The sequence below is a fragment of the Pseudomonas sp. CIP-10 genome (assembly GCF_020911845.1).
Taxonomy (GTDB): domain Bacteria; phylum Pseudomonadota; class Gammaproteobacteria; order Pseudomonadales; family Pseudomonadaceae; genus Aquipseudomonas; species Aquipseudomonas alloputida.
This window is the reverse complement of sequence record NZ_CP087162.1, coordinates 32,451-52,310: the sequence shown is the minus strand read 5'-3', so window position 1 is coordinate 52,310 and position 19,860 is coordinate 32,451. Positions and strand designations below refer to the sequence as shown.

Below are 19,860 nucleotides of genomic sequence, written 5' to 3'. Positions count from 1 at the left end.
AAGGAGAACCCTATGAATGCGCTCTGGCTGATCCTCAAGGTAATCACCTTCCCGGCTTGGGGGCCGCTCTGGCTGACCTGGAAGCTTGGCAAGTTCCTGCTGGTCCTGGTGCTGGTGTCTGCCGCCTCGGGTTGCGTTACCAACAGCGGCACCATCGACAAGTCGCCATGCGCCTGTGAATTCACCCCATTTGTCATCCAGCACAAGGAGTCCCGCAATGCGTAAGTTCTTCACCCTGACCAACATCATCTGCGTGGGCGTGGTCGGCTTTGCGGCGGCGTCGATCATCTACGTCAATGTCACCAACATCAATTTCAGCTCTACGCCGGAGGACGAAGCGGCGCCGGTAGTCGAGGTGCAAACCGGCAATCCTTTGCTGAAAGCAACCAAAGACGATGTAGCAGGCTGGTTCCCTGGCACCTGCTTTGCCGAGATCTACATGCAAAACCCGTCGTACAACGGCGGTCTGGTGAAAGGCTGCATCGACAAAACCGCGCAGGAGATCAAGGCCCAAACCGGAGCTGCCTTGAGTGCTGAGGACTTCCGGTCGCCCGAAGTGATCTCCCACTTCAAGACCGTATACGGGGCCGGGAATCCATGGCGCAGCTGACGTTACAAGGCCTGGTTGGGGCCACTGATGAAGTAACCACTTCCTTTGTCAGTGAGGTCTTCCCCAACCTGGCCAGCATGGTAGAGCCGCTGGTATGGACTCTGGCGGTGGGCTACTGGGTCGCTTTGGGTCTGCAGATGTACAACGGCCATGTTTCAGTCAAAGGCTGGGATATCGTCAAGCGGGCCATGTTGACCGCCCTGGTGTTTACCTGCCTGAACTGGTCCGCAGGCGGGACGGTTCTTTATCAGGCCTGGGGCGCTTGGACCGAAAGTATCGCGTCAAAGATCATGAGCGGCGGCGTAAGCACGAACTCCATGCTCGATGCGCTTTACGTCGATATTGGCAAGGTCGCCAGTACGCTGATGAATGTCAGCTGGCGGCAGGCAGCGATGATCTTGATGGGGACCGGCCTGTTTGTGCTGAACTGCATCCTGTTTATCGCGGCTGTGCTGAACATGCTGATTGCCAAGTTTGGTGCAGCAATCGTCATGGCGATACTACCGATCATGATTGGCTTTATCTTCTTTGATGCGGTGCGCCAGTGGGCAATGAACTGGTTTAGCAAGATGCTGAACTTCTCATTGATCTACATCCTGTCGATTGCTGTTGTCCGTTTTGGTTATTCCGTGTTCGGGGATGCAATCAAAGAAGTGGCCGCAACGGCAACTGTTACAGATGCCGCCCTGATCACTGCGCAGCAATGGGGCCAGTTGGTGATTGTTGAGGGTGTCATGATCATTTGCATGCTGCAGGTGCGCGGTTGGGCAGCAGCATTGTCATCGGGCGCGGCTGTTGGTGGTTCATCGCTGGTGCTGATGGCACTGCGTACTTTAGGGGTTCGTAAATAATGGACAAACAAGACAAGCAATTTGATAAGGCTGAAAAAGCCCGTCGTAAGCGTGAAGTCGAGGGCAACAAGACTCGCCAAGAGCGTAACCGTTCGCTGTTTTTCCAGGGGGTGCAGGCAGCTGTGATCTTGGGCCTTGGATTCGCCGTGGCAAGCTTGGCGAATTCCAAGACCTACATTCCGGTCGTCACGGTACTAGGAGCTGACGGCGAGGTCCTGAAACAGCGCGTCATCGACCAGGACAACGTTGATCAGGAACAAGCGATCATCGAGAAAACCCTATTCGACATGATCCGCGCATGTGAAACCTTTGACCCCAAACGTAAGCAGCAGTTGTCCGATACCTGCCATACCTACCAGACGCAGCAAGTTGCCCGGGAGTATGAGGAAGTCACCAACCCGGAAAACCCGCAGAACCCCTATGTTCTGCTGGGTGAAAACGATTGGATCGAAGGGCAGCCGTACTTGATGAATAAAGTTGGCGATGAATACCAAGTTTCCTTCAAGTCAATTACCCATAAATGGGGTGACAAGGAACCGGTTGAACGTCGTTACCTTGCAACCATCAAGATTGCGCATACTTTGGTACCCCGTGCCCTTGGGGATCGCTGGGAAAACCCTTTTGGCACGCTGGCCACTGTGTATCGCAAGAGCGAAGAACTGAGCCGCCGGTAATTCGCTGAACTGACAAGGAAACTAATCATGAAAAAACAGTTTGTTTTGCCGACTGCTATTGCTTTGAGTTTGTCTCTTTGCGCATTTAGCACCCATGCCGCAAAGTTGCCGAAGCCGCTTTCCAGTGATAATCGCGTAAAACAAGTGCCGTACGATCCCAACCAGGTTTATGAGTTGGTGGGCACTTATGGCTACCAGACTTCCATCGAGTTTGAAGCTGATGAAATGGTGAAGGTCGTGGCCCTGGGCGACACCATCGCCTGGCAGAGCATGCCATTTCGCAACCGTGTGTTTCTCAAGCCGGTAGAAGACAACGCCGACACCAACATGACGGTGATCACCTCCAAGCGTACCTACTACTTCCAGCTGAACAGCACCAAGGTCAAGTCGGGCCAGTCGTACCTGGTGCGATTCGTTTACCCGAACGCTCGCATCACCTCGTACAACCCCGAGGGGGAAACCCCTGCTGGCAGTACCCCGGTCACCAGCTCGGGCACTCCGGCATCGCCGAACATCAATTACGGCTACTCGGGGGACAAGGAAGCCATCGGCGTGCAGGGCGTGATGGACGACGGTCAGTTCACCAAGTTCCTGATCAAGAAAGGCGCCGATCTGCCGCAGTTCTACCGCGTACTGCCGGATGGTACCGAGGCGATGGTCGATGCTCGCCGTGAAGGTGAGTACATGGTCGTCAAGCGCCTGGCCAGCATGTTCGTCTTGCGCAGTGGTAATGCCTACGTCTGCGTTGAAAACCTGGCCAATCCCTACAAGCGCACCGTAACCCGTGGTGCCCGTGACGGCGGGGGGGCATAAAGATGGCCACCGAACCTACTCAACCTCAAGAAAAGACCCGTGACGAAGAGATCCGCGAGTGGAACGAGTCCAACTCGATGCTCAAGGGCAAGGCAGGCAACAGCAAGCGCAGTGGTATTGCCATTGCGGTAGCCGCAGTGGTCGCCTGTGGCTTCGCGTACATGGTTACCCATGGCGATGACGAAACCGAAAATAAAGACACGCTGAAAAAAGAAGAACTGGTCGCGGCCAGCCCGCGCAAAGTGATGGATCCGCCACCTCGTCGGGAGGCTGCGAAGGTCGCGCCGGTGAGCAATGAGCCGGGCGCGCCGGCAGATACGCCACGTTCGGTCGTTGACCGGCAGCAGCAAGGCGCCGTGAGCGATGAAGAACGACGCCGGCAGCAGCTGGAAATGCAGGCCCAACTGGAGCGGGAGAAAATGCTCGCGGCACGGCAGCGCTCGGCCATTTTCGCGACGGCCAAAGACGAAGGTTTTGACCAAGGGGCAGGGCAGGGCGCCGATGGCCAGCAGGCCAACGGTGGCTCTCTACTGGGTGGCGGTGGTCGTTCTTCACAAGGCCCGATGAATGCAAACGATGCTTTCGCCGCGTCTACCTACAGCGATAGCGTGCCGTTCACCGAAGCCCGTGTGATGGAGAACCTGGGATACAAAGTGCTGCAGGGGGCTGTCATCGAGGCAACCCTGCAGCCCCGCGCTCAAAGCCAACTGCCTGGTCAAATCTGCGCGTCGATTGCACAGGATGTATACGCCGCCGAAGGGCGCCGGGTAATGCTCCCGTGGGGTTCCTTGGTGTGTGGGAGCTACAACGCCAGCTTGAAGCCGGGCCAAGAGCGCTTGTTTACCATCTGGAACTTTGTGCGAATCCCGCGCCTGGACGGGCGCCCTCCGATGGAAATCCCGCTCAACAGTGCCGGTACCGACCAGTTGGGTACCGCTGGCCAGGGTGGCGTGGTCGACAACCACTGGGCGCAGATTTTCGGTGTCGCGGCTGCGGTATCGATCATCGGCGCCGGGGCCTCGAACAGCGGTGTTTCGTCGAGCGATCAGGAGAATTCCTCGTCCCGCTACCGCAGCGAAGTACAGGAAGCCGCCGCCGATTCGGCACAGACCATTTTGGGCCGCTACGCCAACATTCAGCCGACCGTGACTGTCCCGCATGGCTCGCGTGTCGTGATTTATCTGCAGCGCGACCTGGACTTTACCAAGGCATTCGCCAAGCAGGCCGAACGCGCCGAAAGCGGCGGCGTTACCTTCATCAACTGAGGACCGGATATGTCTGAGATTGCATCCTTTCGCACAAAACTGGGTCCGCTTGCTGGCATGTTGGATGACCCGGAAGTGACAGAGATCGCTATCAACGGTCCAGACAACGTATGGGCCGGCTACCGCAGTAGCCGGTTCATGCGTCCGGTTCCGGTTCAAGGTGTAACGCTCCCCCTGATCAAATCGCTGGCCAGCCTGATTGCCGCCCACACTGACCAGGAAGTGAGCGCCTACACGCCAATCCTGTCGGGGCGTATCCCAATCAATCTGGACGACAACGTCCCGGACAACGAGCGGGGCGACTACCGCGTCCAGATCGTCCTGGCCCCGGCTGTTGAGCAGCACATCGGCGGTATCGTCTGTATCCGTAAACCAGGGCGGAAGCAAATTACCCTCGATCAATACGAGGCTTCCGGTGCTTTCGACTTCATCAACCAGCCACGTGATCATGGCCAGTACAGCGATGATCACCTGGTTGAACTGTATCGGGCCAAGCGCTGGAAAGAGTTCTTCAAGGGCATCGTCAAGGCGCGCAAGAACATCATGGTTTCTGCCGGTACCAATGCCGGCAAAACCACTTTCCTCAACGAGTTGCTGCAGCATGTGGACGGCAACAATGGCGAGCGAGTAATCACCATTGAGGACACCCGCGAACTGCGCCCAGCGGGCGGGAACGTGGTGAACCTGATCTATTCGCGAGGTGGCCAGGGCAAGGCCCGTGTCACGCCATTCGATCACCTGGAATCGATTCTTCGTCTGACCCCTGACCGGGCAATTATGGGCGAGCTGCGTGGCGGCGAGGCGTTCCCCTTCCTTGAACTGATGAACACCGGTCACAGCGGCACGATGAGTTCTATCCACGCCGACTCGCCGGATCTCATGTTCGACCGCCTGGCATCAATGGCATCGCGTGGCGGTGCTGACATGAGCAAAAACCAGCTGATCGAGTTCTCCCGGCATCTGATCGATGTCGTTATCCAGTGGGAATACGGCTTCGATGGCCGACGCATCATCACGGAGGTTCACTATGCGAAAGCTGCCTAAGTTCACCCTGGCGCTGCTGGCCAGTGTCTGCGCGTCTGCCATGGTTCATGCCGAAGATGCACAGCCGACCCGGTTTTCCGAACTTGCCGCCAAGTGCGCGCCGACCGTTCACCCGTCCACGCTCAAGGCGTTGATCGGCAACGAGTCTACCTTCAACCCTTACGCAATCGGCGTGGTTGGCACTCACCTGCAGCGGCAACCTCAGTCCTTGAGCGAAGCCATCGCCACTGCCGAGCAGTTGGAACGGGACGGCAAGCGTTATGCCATGGGCCTTGGCCAGTTGCTAGTCACCAACATGCGTGCACGCGGGCTGAGCTATCAGGATGTGTTCGAGCCATGCCGCAACCTGCAGGCCATCAGCAACTTGCTGGTGGAGTATTACAAGCAGGCGCTTACGACCAGTAGTGACAAGCAAGAGGCGCTGTTGAAGGCCTTTTCGATGTACTACAGCGGCAACGAGCTGCGTGGCTTCCGCCCGGATCGACCTGGCGAAATGTCTTACGTCGAGAAAGTGGTTCACCGCGCCCTGAACCCCACTGCTGAGGATCCGATTGTGCCGGCTGTAGAGGGTGCAGAAGGCGCTGAGCCGATTTCCGTGGTTGCAGCTAGCTCCCCTGCCCGAAAAGCGCCGCAGCGCGCTCGTAGGGCCTCTGAACAGCAGGAAGGTCCATGGCTGACCTTCACTGACGACAATGGCCAAGCCGTTGCTGCCGCGAAGACTGAGACTGCCAGCAAGCCGCAGATCCAAGTCCACCTCAACACCGATGCCGAGGCTGATATTCCGAAGCGGGAATTCAAGCGCTTCGATCAGCCTGCGCCACAACACTTTGAACAAGCCGAGGCGCAGCCTGTTGCCGAACAGCAGCAAGCCACCCCGTCATTTGTCCAGATCATCAATTGATTTCTCGCACGCGAGAAAAGGAGTTCGTATGCGCACCCCAATCATGACTTTCCTCGCTGCGCTGGCATTTGCCGGTACCGTGCAGGCGAATGAATTGCCGCAGCCACCAACTAATTACGACTACGGCTCTAAAAGCGATTCAGAAGCTTGTGGGGCCACCCTGTGTCTGCTGGGCATGATCCGCGACGGTGATTGTGACAAGTACGTCACCAAGTACTTCAGCATCATTCGAACGAAAAAAGGAAAATTCAGCCCGTCCAGAACTGCCGAAGCTCGGGGTGACTTTGTTGCCCAGTGCGCTGAGGACCAGGACCGTGCTAAAGCGGCCAATGACAAATGGGGGACCGTACAACGTGGCTTCTAAGTTCACTGCAGTAAGGTCCCTTTCCTTGGCCGTAGCGATGGTGGCCAGCTCCCTGGTTTGGGCTGACCAGGCGCCTGCTTCGTCGGAGCCTGCAGCCGCACCGCTATTGGTCGATGGCGCGCGCCGCATTGAAGTCGGCTTCTCGCCAGAAGGCTCGGCACAGGATCTAGTACTGCGCACCATTGGCGCGGCCAAAAGCTCGATTCGCCTTTCGGCGTACATGCTGACCAGCCCCGATGTGACCAAGGCCTTGATCTCGGCCAAACAGCGCGGTGTCGATGTGGCGGTGGTGGCTGACCATCAAGGCAATCTGCAAGGTGGCGCTGCCCGCGCTGGCCAACATGCGCTGACATTGCTGGCCCGTGCCGGCATCCCAACCCGTACGGTGAAGGCCTACGCGATCCACCATGACAAGTTCATGGTGATTGACGGCAAGGCAGTTGAAACCGGCAGCTACAACTACACCGCTGCAGCTGCCAGAAACAATAGTGAGAACGCACTGGTCGTCTGGAACGACGCCGATCTCGCTGAGCAGTACCTGAACCACTGGCAGAGCCGGTGGGAGAAGGGCCAAGCATTCAAACCAAGCTACTGAGAGGGCACGCACATGGACAAGCAAACTGATCAGACCACCACTTACCAGCTGTTCCAAAAGGGCAGGGAACCGGAAACGTTCACCGACGCAAAGCTGGCGGGCGCAGCCTGGTTCAAGGCCGAGCTTTCCGACAAATCCGTGATGACTGTTCAACAGGGCGGGCAAGCCGCTCGTGTCTTTGCGCAGGTTGGCAAGGAGGGCACGCAGTATTACAAGGATCTGCCGTTCGACAATATGCCAGGCGCTGCAGACTTCAAAGCCTCGTTCAAGGATGCGCTGGAGCTGCGCAAGGCTGAGCAATCCGGCGCGGCCTCTGGTAAACCCGGTGAAGCGATGGCAATGGCCAAGCCAATGGATATGCCGGCCATCAAGGCAGCTGAGCAGGGCAAGACCTACGACGGCAAGATAGTCGCCTTCCACAATAACCAGGTGATTCAGGCCGTCAGTGACGGACAGAAGACTATCCATATTGCCCATGAGCGAGCGGCCTTGAGCAGTGCCAAGGCTGGGTTGTTGCACCAGGGCAAGGATCTGTCGATCCGTTACCCGTTCTCGGGCGTTGGCATCGTGCAAGAACGCCAGCTGCAGCACGAACTAAAAACCCCCTCACACCAACCGAAAGGCTACGGCGGCAAAGGTTTTTGAGTAGTAGCTGAAAAAGGAGAAAGGAGCCGGTACAGATTGTGTGAAAACCTAGCAATCTGCCCGGCCCTTTAAGAGAATGCTCCGTATCGAAAGATATGGAGCATTTTTCGTTATGGCCTACATACAAGGAGAGTCCCGCAGCCAGACCAGCCTGTTCCCGGTCTCGTTGGAGGAATTGATCCCTGAAGATCACCTCGTACGGGTCATTGATCTGTATGTCGCCAAGCTGGATCTGGGTCAACTCGGCTTTGAGAAAACTCAGCCCAAGGCCACCGGGCGCCCCGCGTACGACCCCGCCGATCACCTAAAGCTCTACCTTTATGGTTACTTCCAGCGCATTCGCTCGTCCCGGCGCCTGGAAGCCGAATGCCAGCGCAACATCGAAGTGATGTGGCTGATCAATCGGCTCAAACCCGACTTCAAAACCATCGCCGACTTCCGCAAGAACAACAAAGCTGCGTTCGTCGCGACATGCCGAGCCTTTGTACAGTTCTGCCGAGCTGCCGGTTTGATTGCCGGTGACTTGGTTGCCATCGACGGGAGCAAGTTTCAGGCAGTCGCTTCCGCGCGACGCCACCTGAACTTGAACCAGCTCAAGCGTCAGGACGAGAAGCTGGAGAAGCGGATTGCCCAATACCTGGCGGACCTGGATGCCGCAGACAAGTCTGAGGGCGAGCAAGTGATAGATCGCACTGCGATCAAGGCGGCCCTGGCGAAACTTGAGGCCAAGCAGCAAGACAATCGCAGTTGCCAAGCCTTGATGAAATCGATGGGGCTGGAGCAGTTCAACACGCACGAAAACGATGCCCGGATGATGCGCACGCCCAAGGGGGCGCGTGTTGCCTATAACGTGCAGACTGCCGTCGACGCAGAACACTGCCTGATTTTGCATCACGAGGTGACGCAAGAGGGTGATGACCGTAAGCAGCTCGAACCCATGGCTAAAGCAGCCAAAGCCGAACTTGGGCAAGACGCTCTGACCGTGACTGCGGACATGGGCTACTCAAACGGCCAACAGTTCCAGGCGTGTGAGGAAGCCTCCATTACCGCTTACGTGCCGCCAAACCGAACCTCGAACCCAGGCGGAGAGGCATTGTTCGAACGCCAAGACTTTACCTACGACTCTGACCACGATCGGTACCAATGTCCAGCAGGCCAGTGGCTAACCCTGAAGCAGCGTTACAAAGGCGACCGGATCTACCAGGCAGCAATCAGCGACTGCGCTGGATGTGCGCTGAAAGCCCAATGTACGACGGCCAAGCGCCGCTACGTCTCGCGTCACGCACAAGAAGAAGCCTTTGAACGAATGACGAAGCGGATGCAACTGCATCCAGAGATGATGGAACGACGCAGATCCATCGTGGAGCACCCGTTTGGTAATCTCAAACAATGGCTATTTGGGAACGGACGGTTCTTGCTACGGCAACTCGAAGGGACGAGAGCCGAAATGGCCTTGGCCGTGACCGCATACAACCTCAAGCGGGCGATCAGCGTACTGGGTACCAAGAAAATGATGCAGTTGATGGGCTGAGGAGCCTTTTTTCAGCACAAAAACAAACGCCCCGAACAAGTCGGGGCGTTTGGTCTAGGACCTATCAGTGTGTTTTCACACAATCTGGGTAGGCTCCTTTCTTTTTGCCCGATATTCGATATGACTCATGACGAAATCGATCAGCTGCTGTGGCCATTCGAGCCGCTATTCGGTCGCTGGTCGGACGCACAGATCGCCACTGCAGCGGGTGTTAGCATCCACGCGGTGGCAGGACGGCGCCGACGCCTTGGCATTGGGAGCCATCTGCAGGCCTATGACTCCATCTTGGGTCTGTTCACGGATGAGCATGTGGCCCAGCTGGCAGGGGTGGCCAAGCAAACGATAACGGTCAGGCGGTCATCCCTGGGCATTCCGTCGCACCGTGACCAGCAGACCAATCCGCTCGAAGTGTTCGATCCCCTGCTAGGGGTGTTGAGCGATGCAGCGATTGCTCAACTCGCCGGCAGAAGTCCAAGTGCAGTCCTCAAGCGCCGGCGTAAACTTGGAATCACCACGTACCGTCCACGTTCCGATACCCCGCCACTGAAAACCCCGCACAAGGCGGGGCATAGTGGGAAGCTGGCCAGCACCACCAAAAGCGTTTGACTCACATCCTGGGATGCCCGCTGCTCGGGCCTTCCAAGCGAGTACGTTGCTTGCGCTCCAGCGCCTGGCCGTCCGCAACATTCCGCGGTTGAATCGACTCCCTACGCTGCCGCTCGCGTTCCTGCTGCAGCGACAACGCCGTGGTTTTGTCGTAGCGCTTGGCGATTGCTGCCGGCAGACCTTTGATTGAGTCTGCATAGACGCGGGCTTCATGCCGTGCCCGGCTGATGGCCACATACCAAAGGTTCTGCGAGGTGGTGCGGCTCTTGGTGTTGAGCGAGATCATGACGCGATCATTGGTCAGACCCTGAGCGCTGTGGACGGTCGCGGAATAGGCATGTTCCAGGTGCAACGGCTTGTTGGTCGGCAAGCTCACGGTGCGTTCGGGCTGGCCGTTGATCTCCTTGAGCGAAGCCAGCTGCACCACGCCGCCCTCGATGCTGACTACGCGCATGCGGTCGCCGTTGGTGAGGTCCAGCTTGGGATCCTGGCGGTTGATGCGAATGAGGTCACCCACAGACAGCTCGGGTTTCTCCAGCTTGTAGACACTGAGCTTGGTGGCCTGTCTCGGGTTGAACTCGTATCGGTTGCCGCTACGGTCCTTGACCACAAGCACATTACCCGGCAGCGCCTGGTCGACCACATACAGCTCACCTCGTACCAGGCCAGCCCGTTTATAGTCCTTTTCCGGCTGAATGATCATGCCCTGCTTGTAGCTGGGGGCGTACCGACGTTCTGCGTCGGTGGAATCGACACGGTTCAACGTTTCGAACTGTTTACCCTTCCCCAGCAGCCCGAGTGCCTGGCGGGCCATCTGGTTGATTTCCTTCCGGTCCTTGTTGGTGCCGGCAACGATCAATACCTCTTTGCGTTGGTCGGGCGTCAGTGCCATGTAGTCGCGGACAATGGCCTGGTGCCGCTCAGTGGCCGTTCGCAATTCTTCAACGTGTTTCAGGTGATCCAGGGACTTGGTGGGCTTCCCCTCGGCCGCATGCTGCACTGCCAGTTTCAACTCGGGATCCTTCTGCCGCTGGATCTCCTTGATACGTGCGGTCTGCATGCCGTTTTGCTGCAGCTGAGCAAATGGCTTGCCTGCCTCGATGGCCTCGGTTTGCTTGGTGTCACCCAGCTGGATCAAGCGGGCGCCGGATTGCTCGATCTCCCGCATCAGCCGTTCCATCTGGCGGGCGCCCACCACGCCGGCCTCATCGAGAATAACGATGGTCTTGGCATCCAATCCCTTGTTCTTGGTGTGGAAGAAGCTGGCCAGCGTGTGCGCATCCAACCCTTCGTTCTTCAAGGCGGTGACCTGGTTGCCGTACGGTGCCAGGGCAACAACTCTGTACCCTGATCCCGGTTGGGAATCCCGGCTGGCCATCGCGGCGTTCACGGAATCGATCAGTTTGACGGCACGGTCTACCGAGTAGGTTTTGCCGGTACCGGCATCACCCTGGATGCCTACAAATCGATTGTTGGTGCTGACGATCACCTCAACGGCTTGGTATTGGCCAGCCGACAAGGTGGACCCTTCCAGCGCCTTGGCCACCTGTTCCTTGGTCATCAACGGGGTGACCTGGCCACGGCCTGTCCGCTCGATAGCCAGAATGGCTTTCTCGCGCTTCAAGGCCTTCTGCGTCGTATAGCGCTTTTCTGCAGGCTCTAGCGAACCGCGCTTGATAGCCTTGTCTACATACTGACGGGCCTGTTTCTCACTCCAGCCTTTCAGCTCCTGCAGGTGTGCCCGCCAGCCAGCAGGCGACAGTACCGGCGAATCTAAGTCGCCGTTGGGCATGCGGTAGGTCGGCGGAGATTCGATAAGCGTCCCTTGCTTGACCAGGCGCTTGATTTCCTCGTTTACCTGATCAGGGGTAGCAAGGCCGACCGCACGTCGCAAGGCGACGGTGCGCAGGTCATTTTCCCCTACCACTTGCTCACGTTCGGTCAGGTGATTGATGGCGTACTGGACAACGGCCTGCCCTGGCGTGATGCCCTCGGGCAGGCTGTATTCTGCAGGGCTGCCCTTGCGAGGCGCGTATTCGCGATTGTCCAGGTGGCTGCGAGCGCCAAAATCAATGCCCAGCTCGCGAGCTTTGGTTACCCAATATTCTTTGACCAGGTGGCGGTCGCGCTCGTCCTTGCGTGGCCGTGTGGCCATCGCAATGATCTGCTTTTCGAGCGGGGTGGCATCGGCGCGGGTTTTTCCGTCCTTGGCCAGCGCGTCCTCGATCACTTTGGAACGACTGGAAAACGCCTCGATCTGGTCACGCGATATGTGGGCCAGCTCGAAGTTGCCCTGGTTATCCAGAACCCGGATCTCATATCCCAGCGCACGCAGTTCCTGGGCAAGGATGCCCTTGTACATGGCATCGACTTGCGGCTGGATCTTGTAGATATCGTCGTTGCGCAAAGCGCGCCATTTGCCATCCGACCGCCTGGTCATGTTCATGACCACGGCATGCGTGTGCATCTGCGGATCCTTGGCCCGGCTCATTTCATGACGAAACTTGCCTATCACCAAGTTGCCCGAGCGCTCGAGCATGGTTTTGCCGTTCACCTTCAATCGTGTTTGGGCCAGGCGCTCGACTTCCTCCATGCTCTTGGTCACTGCGCGGTCGTGTGCTGCCATCACATCCTTGTCGCCGGCGATCAGCGCCTGCATTGAGACGGACTTAGGAGCCGAGAACGTTAGGTCTAAGCCCATGCGACGGGAGCCTGTTTCCTTGTCGAAGGTCTTAGCCATTCGTTCGCCATTCGGGAGCTTTCCATCGAACAGACGGGCCAGCTCCTTCTGGTCGATAGGCCCCTCCAAACCCAGCAACTCGGCACCGATACCTTGCCACTCGCCGGGGGCTTCCTTGGCGTAGTAGTCATCGGCGTTGGAAAAGTAGCCTGCCGCCGCGTACTGGTTGTCACCCTTGATCAGCGTCACGTTGAACATCGCTTACCTCGTCAAGCTGCTTGGCCAATGACGATTGCCGGCGCCCGCTCTTTGTAATCGACGTAAGGCGTCTTGATCTTGGTAATGGGGAAGTCCTCGGCAAACTTGACGTAGGCTTCCAAGTCATTGAGGTTCGAGATCTCCGAATCCATCACGACCGGTTCCAGCTTGATTTCCTCGGCCCTCGTCATGCGCCCTGCAGTCCAAGACTTGCGGAAGCGCTTGACCTCCTGATTGCCCAAGATTTCCTTGGCCATTTCGGCGTTCTTGGCGTTTGCCGCCGCCAGAATGACGTAGTTACGAAAGCACGACAGCAGCGTGTCCGCGTCGTCCCGGCCATAACTTGCGTTGAGCTGGGACCAGTCTTGCAGACTGCCGACCATGCGCAGGCCATGTTTCCGGCCCTTGGTCGCAGCGGGAACGAAACTCTCCAATTTACCGAGCGATTGCAGCTCATCGAGAAACAGCCACAGACGTTTACCGGTCATTGGCTCGGAGCTGAGGATGGTTGCGCAGATGGTATCGATCCAGGTGGCCACCAGCGGGCGCATGGTGTCGCGCATATCCTCCCGCCAGGTAATGAACAGGTTGCCGGCGTCGGGATCATTCACCCAGCGATAAATCGAAAAGTCACCTTTACCCATGTAGCGAAGAGGGCGGATGTACTTGTTCATCATGAACTGGATGCTTGCGATGGCTTTCTCCGCGTTGTCACGGAAATAGCCTTCGGAGTCGGTGTTCGCCAAGAACGCCCGGATGGTGTCGCCATCTTCGCGAACCAGAAGGTTGACCAGCGTATCTTGGTTGGCGTTGTTCGTTTCCATCAGCTTGCGCATGGTGTCGGACAGTACGTCCCGAGCGTAGGCACACCACTGCTCGTCGCTGGGGTCTACCTGCGGCGGAATGATCGATTTAGCCATGCGGTTGAAATCGTGAACGCCACGGATCTCGTTGAAGATGGTCCAGCCTGCAGAGCGCGCATCAAAGGGATTGAGAATGTAGTCGCCCTTGAAACTGAACTTGGAGTAAAAGGTCCCGTTGGGATCGACCACGGCCATGCGGTCGTTGCGCCGTAATGCCGATGCGATCATGCCTTCCATGGTCACGGACTTACCGGCACCGATGGACGCGCAGATCATGGTGTTGCGGTCTTCTAGGTGCAGCGGCATCGGCAGCTTGCCGACCATGATTGGCTTGGCATTCTCCAACCCCTTTTTGCGGCGCTCACGGTTGGTCTTGGCATTGCGAGCGTTGACCTTGCGCTCCACGAAATGCCAGTTACGAATCCGAGAACCACGCAGCCATTGCTGGAACCGTTCGCCTCTGAACCCGTCGTCGCAGTATTCGTACAGGTAGTAACACAAGCCTGCAGCAACAACCGAGGTGGCAATGGTGGCACCCAGCACTAGAGGTTCGTGCCAGCCGTTGTGCAGTGTTTCTTTGAACGCTGCAGGGAACGGCGCCAGTGGCAGCTGAGCCAGCTGGGTGCCGGCCAACCAGCCAGCGATCGGCAAACCAAAGCCCGCTGTCATAGCGGCGGAATCAACCTCTTGTTTGTGCATCAGTCCTCTCCTGATAGACGTTCAATGTCCTCGGCCAGGTCGGGCAAAAGTGCTGCGAGTGCATCCTCGCTGCTGACCAGGTGCTTGAGATGAGCGCGCAGCTCATTGACCTTGCCCTGTGCCGTTCCTTGACGCAGCAGATAGACCACGATGGCCTGAATGGTTCTGCTCCGTGCCTGTTCCTGGGTGATGGTTTCGAGCAAGCCAAGGATCTGTTGCTGCTCGGCCCAGCTGTCCATATCCACCTGCCGGCCACCTTTGTCTGTGGCCAGCACCCGGTCGCGGATGTAGCTCGATAGGTGCTTATAGCCAGCGAGTGCCGCCGCTTCTTCAACCCTGGACAGCTGCTCGTCGTTGAATCGAATGGGTACTGTTTTGCCCACGTTGCTCCCTCAAATGCACCTTGAAAATTGGGGTTTGACATGCCCAAAGGTAACGCACATTCGCTGTAATGCAAATGTATCACACAAAAACCTTGATTTATCTGCACTGCAAGCATACTTTGTAATACAAACGTATCACGTAGTAAATTCTGGAAAAGCGGCTCAGGCTCAAGGCTGACGCGGCTTCCACCTCCCGCCAGGGAGGTGCGTGTTGTGTATTGAGATTTTGACCCTGTTAAGGGTCGAAATTGATGCTCTTGTTAAGGGCGTTTTTAGTGCCTAGGCCGAAGGCCGTAGCGAGCGGAGGACAAGGGTAGGCAGAAAGGGTGCTGTATGGCTGTAGATTGAGTGCAGAAGGGGTATAGCTTGACTACAGGTAGGGGGTGAGTAGGATACAGGGTAAATGCAATATGGGTGCAGGTAGGGTGCAAAATGGCAGGCAAGGATATCGAGAAGGCACTGATGGCGGTTGAGCCAGTGACAAAGGCAGCGAAAATACGCAAGGTCATGCCAGTGATCGAGAAGCAGCTGAGGGCAGGTGTACGACGCCAGGCGATTCTGGATGTGCTCAAGGAGCAAGGTATCGAGGTCAGTATGGATACGCTCAAGAGCTACCTGTACCGATACCGCAAGGCCCAACGTGGAAACCAGGCAAAGACTGCAAGCCCAGCACCAGTGCCGCAACATTTTGAGGAACCAGCGCGGCAGGTCGAGCCGGAACAGGAAGGAGGTGTATCGTACGATACAGAACCGAGCCATGACGCGGACGAACGGCCCCATTTGGGGCCGGCTGAGTTGAGCAGGCTCATGAATCCCGGGGACGATCAAAACGCCTCGGACTTGGATCGATATGAAAGCGCAGCGCGCAGCAGAAGGAAACGCACATGAGAACCGTCACCGTGAATTTCACCGGCAACTCCGGAAAAACCACACTCTCCGATAACCTGCTTTGGCCCCGTATCGGCGGTCTGCGGTTTGCAATTGAAACCATCAACGCCGGTGCGTCGGACACCGCAGCCGAAATTGAACGCCTCAAGGGCAAACAGTTTGGCGAACTGTCCGAGGTACTGCTGACCGAGGACAAGGTTGTGGTCGACGTTGGCGCATCCAACGTTGAAGACTTCTTCAAGTTCATGGGCCAGTACGACGGCTCCCACGAAGATATCGATTACTTCCTGGTGCCGGCAGTGCCGGAGAAAAAGCAGCAGGTCGATACCATCAACACCATCAAGACCCTGGCCGCGCTCGGCGTGCCGGCGAAAAAGATCTTGGTCGTCTTCAACAAAGTCCAGATCGATGATGCCGACGATATCCCGCAGACGTTCGCGGCGCTGTTCGGCTTCCACGAAGTCGAGAAGAAATTCACCCTCAAGCGCGATGCTGTGGTGTACGCGAACGAAATTTTCGAGCGCCTGCGCCCGCTGAAAATGAACGTCACGCAGGTACTGGAGGACTCCACGGACTATCGCGCCCAGTTGCGCGATGCCAAGGACGAAACCGAAAAGGATCACGCCCTGCGCATGATCTCCGCGCAGCGCCTGGCCAAGTCGGCATCGCGCAACCTTGACCAGGTATATGCCTCGCTGTTCGGCAAGGGGAAGTGATCGATGGCCAAGGACCCAACCACGGCCCGCGAAGCGATGGTCGCGCAAATGATGGAGGACTTTGATGCCATCGTGCGGCGCCTGGAACAGGTCGACGCCGACCTGGCGGCGAAGACTTCCGAAGCCGTACGCGATGCAGCAGGCAAAGTCCTGCTGCAGACGCAGCTGAACTTCGAGTCGATGATGGAAGAACAGCGCAACGCACTGGTGCAGGCAGGACGCGAAGCGGCAGCGCGGATTGGGAATGAGATCAACCGCAGTGCGGCCAGCCTGGTGACAGCACAGGCTGAGCGCCGGGCGGTTGGGTACTCGGTAGCTCTGCTATCGATTGGTGCGGCGCTTGGCGCCGCCATCGTGTATGTCGCCTACTTAGTAGGACGGTGAGGGGGCTTGCCCCCTTTTTTTGATGTGTAACCTGTATCGTACGATACAGGTTACAATGTCTGTAACGTTCACCCCCCTGACGCCGAGTGATCAGCAGGGGGGATTCTCGCGTGCGAGAAATGGAGGCCGCATGTCCGCAACCCCAAGCCAGTTGCTCTATGACGAAATCGAGGGGGCGTACGACTGGTTCAATGATCGGTTATACGGTGGCCAGCTGCCCGGCTGCATCTTCACCCTGCAGCGCAAGGCCAACACTTTCGGCTATTACTCGCCATCGCGCTTCCTGCGCCGGAATGGCTCGGGTAAGAGCGATGAAATCGCGCTGAACTGCGCCTACTTCGCGCATCGCAGCATCAAGCAAACGCTGTCCACGCTGGTGCATGAACAGGCGCACCAGTGGCAGGACTGCTTCGGGAAGAAGTCTCGCGGCGGGTACCACAACCGCGAGTGGGCCGACAAAATGGAGGCCATCGGGCTGATGCCTTCGCACACGGGTGAGCCTGGCGGGCGCCGGTGCGGGCAGCAGATGACGCACTACATCATCGAGGGCGGTCCCTTCGATGTGGCATGCGACGAATTACTCGCAACCGGCGCCATGATTTCCTGGATCGATATCGTCACCCAGCGGGTGCCAATGTCCGCAACGCAGCTGTACGGGCCAGGTGGGGAGCCTTTACCCCAGCCCGAGGATCCGACCATCGACATACCGGCACTGACTGTTGCGGGTCTGATCCAGCCGGCAACGCCGGCTGAGGATCCGAAGAACAAGCGCAAGTACACCTGTCCCAGCTGCAAGTTGAACGTGTGGGGCAAGCCAGGCCTTAGCGGGCGGCTGCTCTGTGTGGACTGCGACGTACGTTTCCTTGAGGCCGGCGAGCTGGTGGAAGTGCCGCCCGACGCTGATGCCCAGCCGGGCGGGGACGACTGATAACCGGAGGGCGTCAGTTGCCCCCGCCTGGCCGCTGCCGGCGAGGCGACTTGCTGCCGGTGAGGCCCTAACGTATATATGCGTTAGGGCTAAGAACCAGCTGGAGATCACCTCCCATGTACATACCGTCACGCGACGACTTGCTGCAGCTGTACGAGAACGACATTAAATCGGGGGGCATAGAGAAAACGGAAAAAATCGTACGATAAGCCCTGCTGACAGCCTGCAAGCCCTTAGGTTGTGTAGTCGGTGTCCGAATGGGGTATAGAACAGCCGTCCCGGCTCGCTACCGTACTTCGGGTTGACGTGCCCGGTGCTCTCGCCCCGGCCACCCGCGCGGAAGCGCTGGCCATCGGAGGATGAGGTCGTGCCGTCGCCCCAGTGGGCGGCAAAGGCGTGGCGATACTGGTGGTTGACCAGCTCGGCCAAGGCCGCCGAATAGGTTTCGTCGCGGATGTGCCAGGCTTGCAGCCAGGACAGCTTGGCGTAGGTCAGGCCGGGGCTCGACTCGGCCATCTTGGTCAGCCCGAGGTTGATCGCATCACCGAGGATTGCGGACAGCAGCAACGTCCTGTCTTTGGCCTCGGCCCCGTCCTTCAAGTGGGTGAAGTGGCGGCTGAAGCCCGTCCAGTCGTCCACGTCCATCAGCAGTTCGGTGATCTTGATGCGCGGCAGTAACTGGCTGGTTTGGTCGATCAGCGCCTGCGCCCGATCCGGCACCGCCGCATCCAGCGGGGTGATTTTCAGCCCTGACTCGGTGAGGATGGCATCGGGCAGCTCGTTGTCCTTGGCCAGGCGGGTGACGGTGGCCAACTGCTCGTCCAGCAGCTGCAAACGCTCTTCCAGGTACTGGTCGCTGTTCGGGTTGATCGCCAGGGGCAGGGCCTGCTCGCGCTTGAGTGCGGCGAACTTCTCGGCCGGCAGCAGGTAGTCGTCGAAGTCGCGGAACTGCCGCGAGCCCTTGACCCAGATGTCGCCGGAGCGCAGGGCGTTCTTCAGCTCGGACAGGGCGCAGATTTCGTAGAATTTCCGGTCGAGGCCTTCCGGGGTGATCACCAGCGGCTTCCAGCGCGGCTTGATGAAGGCCGTGGGTGCATCGGCCGGCACCTTGCGCAGGTTGTCGGCGTTCATCTCACGCAGGGTCTGCACGGCTGCCAGCACGCCTTGCGCGGCCGGCGCGGCGCGCAGTTCCAGCACCTCCAGCAAGGCCGGCGTGTAACGGCGCAGGGTGGCGAAGTTCTCGCCGACCAGGTGCAGGTGGTCGAAGCCTTCCGGCCGGGCCAGCAGCTCGGCCTCGCTGACGCTCTCGGTGAACTCGTCCCAGGGAATCACCGCCTCGATGGCGGCATAGGGGTCGCTGCCGCTTTCCTTCGCTTCCAGCAGCGCCTGGCCGATCCTGGAGTACAGGCGCACCTTGTCGTTGATCGCCTTGCCCTGCTTCGCACAATCGCCGCTCGGAACGAATGCCATAGCAAGTAGCCGACGACCAGCATGCGCACCATCAACTCCGGGTCAATCGAGGGACGCCCGATGGGGCTATAGAAATCTGCCAGGTAGGCACGTAGATCACTGAGATCCAAGCACTGGTCGATGCTGCGCAGGAGATGTTGGGCCGGGACGTGATCTTCCAGATTGAACGAGTAGAACAGGCGCTGCTGTCCTCCCGGTAACTGTCCCATCATGCTGTTCGCCCCCACGCTCGCTGACAAAGCAATTTTGCCAACGGCATGGGGAGGCCGCTACTTTTTCAACAGAATCGGCCGCACACAGCCATTCGGCTCAACAGAACCCTGCCTTTACCCCACCAAACTCCGGAAACTCGCCCGGTAGTCCGTCGGCTTGAGATGCACATGTTGGCTGAGGTCGCCGGGTAGCGTGAACAGGCGCGGACCGTCCCGAAACTGGAACACGCGATACAGATGGAATTGATCGCCCGCCTCCTTGGAGAATTCGAGTTCGTTGTGGCTGACCAAGAAAGACGAGCCTACCCCGCCATTGGTGGTTTTCACCTCGATGAAGCGCTCATGGGCGTCCTCTTCGAACGACAGGATGTCGAACCCCGCACCGTCTCCCTGGGTGTCGGACACCCAATCCAGCCGCTGAAAAAGCTCTGGGTGGCCGAGCTCGGTCAGGCGTTGCTGTTCGTAGGGCTCTGTTGCAAA

General features: G+C 58.2%; 20 protein-coding genes and 3 pseudogenes. 17 read left to right on the top strand and 6 right to left on the bottom strand.

All coding sequences use genetic code 11. The annotated features are described in order from the left end of the window. Positions 1-12: 12 nt before the first annotated feature. From LMH93_RS29540 to LMH93_RS29480, 13 genes are all read left to right on the top strand, one after another. Positions 13-225 (top strand): hypothetical protein, encoded by a 213-nt coding sequence (locus tag LMH93_RS29540; protein ID WP_028691934.1) that lies wholly within the window; start codon positions 13-15, stop codon positions 223-225. After that, entirely contained in the window at positions 218-610 is a 393-nt protein-coding gene (locus LMH93_RS29535; RefSeq protein WP_028691935.1) for a hypothetical protein, read from the top strand. Before LMH93_RS29540 ends, LMH93_RS29535 begins: the two co-directional genes overlap by 8 nt. Next, the gene (locus LMH93_RS29530; protein WP_028691936.1) at positions 598-1,461 is read left to right on the top strand and encodes a type IV secretion system protein; all 864 of its coding nucleotides are present in this window, start codon (positions 598-600) and stop codon (positions 1,459-1,461) included. The genes LMH93_RS29535 and LMH93_RS29530 overlap by 13 nt, the downstream gene beginning before the upstream one ends. Beyond that, positions 1,461-2,135, top strand: coding sequence for a type IV secretion system protein (locus LMH93_RS29525; protein ID WP_028691937.1), 675 nt, complete (start codon positions 1,461-1,463; stop codon positions 2,133-2,135). The genes LMH93_RS29530 and LMH93_RS29525 overlap by 1 nt, the downstream gene beginning before the upstream one ends. A gap of 27 nt (positions 2,136-2,162) precedes the next feature. Next, positions 2,163-2,948: a TrbG/VirB9 family P-type conjugative transfer protein gene (locus tag LMH93_RS29520; RefSeq protein ID WP_028691938.1), complete on the top strand. Its 786-nt coding sequence runs from the start codon at positions 2,163-2,165 to the stop codon at positions 2,946-2,948. A 2-nt stretch (positions 2,949-2,950) separates the two neighbouring features. Continuing rightward, the gene (locus LMH93_RS29515) at positions 2,951-4,213 is read left to right on the top strand and encodes a TrbI/VirB10 family protein (protein ID WP_028691939.1); all 1,263 of its coding nucleotides are present in this window, start codon (positions 2,951-2,953) and stop codon (positions 4,211-4,213) included. 75 nt (positions 4,214-4,288) lie between these two features. Continuing rightward, complete coding sequence (gene virB11 / locus LMH93_RS29510) at positions 4,289-5,257, top strand: P-type DNA transfer ATPase VirB11 (protein ID WP_230065444.1); 969 nt, start codon at positions 4,289-4,291, stop codon at positions 5,255-5,257. Then, the gene (locus LMH93_RS29505; RefSeq protein WP_028691941.1) at positions 5,241-6,158 is read left to right on the top strand and encodes a lytic transglycosylase domain-containing protein; all 918 of its coding nucleotides are present in this window, start codon (positions 5,241-5,243) and stop codon (positions 6,156-6,158) included. The genes virB11 and LMH93_RS29505 overlap by 17 nt, the downstream gene beginning before the upstream one ends. Before the next feature lie 28 nt (positions 6,159-6,186). Then, complete coding sequence (locus LMH93_RS29500; protein WP_028691942.1) at positions 6,187-6,522, top strand: TrbM/KikA/MpfK family conjugal transfer protein; 336 nt, start codon at positions 6,187-6,189, stop codon at positions 6,520-6,522. A gap of 37 nt (positions 6,523-6,559) precedes the next feature. Next, positions 6,560-7,117: a phospholipase D family nuclease gene (locus LMH93_RS29495; protein ID WP_051555727.1), complete on the top strand. Its 558-nt coding sequence runs from the start codon at positions 6,560-6,562 to the stop codon at positions 7,115-7,117. 12 nt (positions 7,118-7,129) lie between these two features. After that, positions 7,130-7,762 (top strand): KfrB domain-containing protein, encoded by a 633-nt coding sequence (locus tag LMH93_RS29490; protein WP_028691944.1) that lies wholly within the window; start codon positions 7,130-7,132, stop codon positions 7,760-7,762. Between the two features lie 112 nt (positions 7,763-7,874). After that, positions 7,875-9,293: an IS1182 family transposase gene (locus LMH93_RS29485; protein ID WP_181726247.1), complete on the top strand. Its 1,419-nt coding sequence runs from the start codon at positions 7,875-7,877 to the stop codon at positions 9,291-9,293. Between the two features lie 120 nt (positions 9,294-9,413). Further along, the gene (locus LMH93_RS29480; RefSeq protein ID WP_028691945.1) at positions 9,414-9,899 is read left to right on the top strand and encodes a hypothetical protein; all 486 of its coding nucleotides are present in this window, start codon (positions 9,414-9,416) and stop codon (positions 9,897-9,899) included. Between the two features lies 1 nt (position 9,900). On the opposite strand, the gene mobF is transcribed toward LMH93_RS29480, so the two are convergent. Genes mobF through LMH93_RS29465 form a run of 3 tightly spaced genes read right to left on the bottom strand, consistent with a single transcriptional unit; the run spans position 9,901 to position 14,782 of the window. Next, positions 9,901-12,837, bottom strand: a complete 2,937-nt coding sequence (mobF, locus tag LMH93_RS29475; protein ID WP_028691946.1) for a MobF family relaxase — start codon at positions 12,835-12,837, stop codon at positions 9,901-9,903. A gap of 11 nt (positions 12,838-12,848) precedes the next feature. Beyond that, positions 12,849-14,399, bottom strand: a complete 1,551-nt coding sequence (locus tag LMH93_RS29470; protein ID WP_028691947.1) for a type IV secretion system DNA-binding domain-containing protein — start codon at positions 14,397-14,399, stop codon at positions 12,849-12,851. Then, positions 14,399-14,782 carry a hypothetical protein gene (locus LMH93_RS29465; protein WP_028691948.1) on the bottom strand — a complete coding sequence of 128 codons (384 nt, stop codon included), beginning with the start codon at positions 14,780-14,782 and terminating at the stop codon, positions 14,399-14,401. The genes LMH93_RS29470 and LMH93_RS29465 overlap by 1 nt, the downstream gene beginning before the upstream one ends. A gap of 432 nt (positions 14,783-15,214) precedes the next feature. On the opposite strand from LMH93_RS29465, the gene LMH93_RS29460 reads away from it, so the two are divergent. The 4 genes from LMH93_RS29460 (at position 15,215) to LMH93_RS29445 (ending at position 17,698) form a co-directional block, all read left to right on the top strand. Then, on the top strand, positions 15,215-15,670 hold the full coding sequence (locus tag LMH93_RS29460; protein ID WP_028691949.1) for a hypothetical protein: 456 nt from the start codon (positions 15,215-15,217) through the stop codon (positions 15,668-15,670). Next, positions 15,667-16,386 carry a StbB family protein gene (gene stbB / locus LMH93_RS29455; protein WP_028691950.1) on the top strand — a complete coding sequence of 240 codons (720 nt, stop codon included), beginning with the start codon at positions 15,667-15,669 and terminating at the stop codon, positions 16,384-16,386. Before LMH93_RS29460 ends, stbB begins: the two co-directional genes overlap by 4 nt. Positions 16,387-16,389: 3 nt before the next feature. Beyond that, positions 16,390-16,770, top strand: a complete 381-nt coding sequence (locus tag LMH93_RS29450) for a hypothetical protein (protein WP_028691951.1) — start codon at positions 16,390-16,392, stop codon at positions 16,768-16,770. A 130-nt stretch (positions 16,771-16,900) separates the two neighbouring features. After that, on the top strand, positions 16,901-17,698 hold the full coding sequence (locus LMH93_RS29445; RefSeq protein ID WP_028691952.1) for a SprT-like domain-containing protein: 798 nt from the start codon (positions 16,901-16,903) through the stop codon (positions 17,696-17,698). A 234-nt stretch (positions 17,699-17,932) separates the two neighbouring features. On the opposite strand, the pseudogene LMH93_RS29440 reads toward LMH93_RS29445, so the two are convergent. The 3 pseudogenes from LMH93_RS29440 to LMH93_RS29430 form a co-directional block, all read right to left on the bottom strand. Then, positions 17,933-19,138, bottom strand: a pseudogene (locus LMH93_RS29440) (Tn3 family transposase); the annotation flags it as partial. After that, positions 19,137-19,380: pseudogene (locus LMH93_RS29435) on the bottom strand (transposase); the annotation flags it as partial. The pseudogenes LMH93_RS29435 and LMH93_RS29440, both read right to left, overlap by 2 nt. A 114-nt stretch (positions 19,381-19,494) precedes the next feature. After that, positions 19,495-19,845, bottom strand: a pseudogene (locus LMH93_RS29430) (DUF3883 domain-containing protein); the annotation flags it as partial. Positions 19,846-19,860: the final 15 nt, after the last annotated feature.

Excerpts from the sequence above, each read along its gene's own strand:
- LMH93_RS29540 (WP_028691934.1), top strand. The coding sequence starts at position 13 with ATGAATGCGCTCTGGCTGATCCTCAAGGTAATCACCTTCCCGGCTTGG.
- LMH93_RS29535 (WP_028691935.1), top strand. The coding sequence starts at position 218 with ATGCGTAAGTTCTTCACCCTGACCAACATCATCTGCGTGGGCGTGGTC.
- LMH93_RS29530 (WP_028691936.1), top strand. The coding sequence starts at position 598 with ATGGCGCAGCTGACGTTACAAGGCCTGGTTGGGGCCACTGATGAAGTA.
- LMH93_RS29525 (WP_028691937.1), top strand. The coding sequence starts at position 1,461 with ATGGACAAACAAGACAAGCAATTTGATAAGGCTGAAAAAGCCCGTCGT.
- LMH93_RS29520 (WP_028691938.1), top strand. The coding sequence starts at position 2,163 with ATGAAAAAACAGTTTGTTTTGCCGACTGCTATTGCTTTGAGTTTGTCT.
- LMH93_RS29515 (WP_028691939.1), top strand. The coding sequence starts at position 2,951 with ATGGCCACCGAACCTACTCAACCTCAAGAAAAGACCCGTGACGAAGAG.
- LMH93_RS29505 (WP_028691941.1), top strand. The coding sequence starts at position 5,241 with ATGCGAAAGCTGCCTAAGTTCACCCTGGCGCTGCTGGCCAGTGTCTGC.
- LMH93_RS29500 (WP_028691942.1), top strand. The coding sequence starts at position 6,187 with ATGCGCACCCCAATCATGACTTTCCTCGCTGCGCTGGCATTTGCCGGT.
- LMH93_RS29495 (WP_051555727.1), top strand. The coding sequence starts at position 6,560 with ATGGTGGCCAGCTCCCTGGTTTGGGCTGACCAGGCGCCTGCTTCGTCG.
- LMH93_RS29490 (WP_028691944.1), top strand. The coding sequence starts at position 7,130 with ATGGACAAGCAAACTGATCAGACCACCACTTACCAGCTGTTCCAAAAG.
- LMH93_RS29485 (WP_181726247.1), top strand. The coding sequence starts at position 7,875 with ATGGCCTACATACAAGGAGAGTCCCGCAGCCAGACCAGCCTGTTCCCG.
- LMH93_RS29480 (WP_028691945.1), top strand. The coding sequence starts at position 9,414 with ATGACTCATGACGAAATCGATCAGCTGCTGTGGCCATTCGAGCCGCTA.
- mobF (WP_028691946.1), bottom strand. The coding sequence starts at position 12,837 with ATGTTCAACGTGACGCTGATCAAGGGTGACAACCAGTACGCGGCGGCA.
- LMH93_RS29470 (WP_028691947.1), bottom strand. The coding sequence starts at position 14,399 with ATGCACAAACAAGAGGTTGATTCCGCCGCTATGACAGCGGGCTTTGGT.
- LMH93_RS29460 (WP_028691949.1), top strand. The coding sequence starts at position 15,215 with ATGGCAGGCAAGGATATCGAGAAGGCACTGATGGCGGTTGAGCCAGTG.
- stbB (WP_028691950.1), top strand. The coding sequence starts at position 15,667 with ATGAGAACCGTCACCGTGAATTTCACCGGCAACTCCGGAAAAACCACA.
- LMH93_RS29450 (WP_028691951.1), top strand. The coding sequence starts at position 16,390 with ATGGCCAAGGACCCAACCACGGCCCGCGAAGCGATGGTCGCGCAAATG.
- LMH93_RS29445 (WP_028691952.1), top strand. The coding sequence starts at position 16,901 with ATGTCCGCAACCCCAAGCCAGTTGCTCTATGACGAAATCGAGGGGGCG.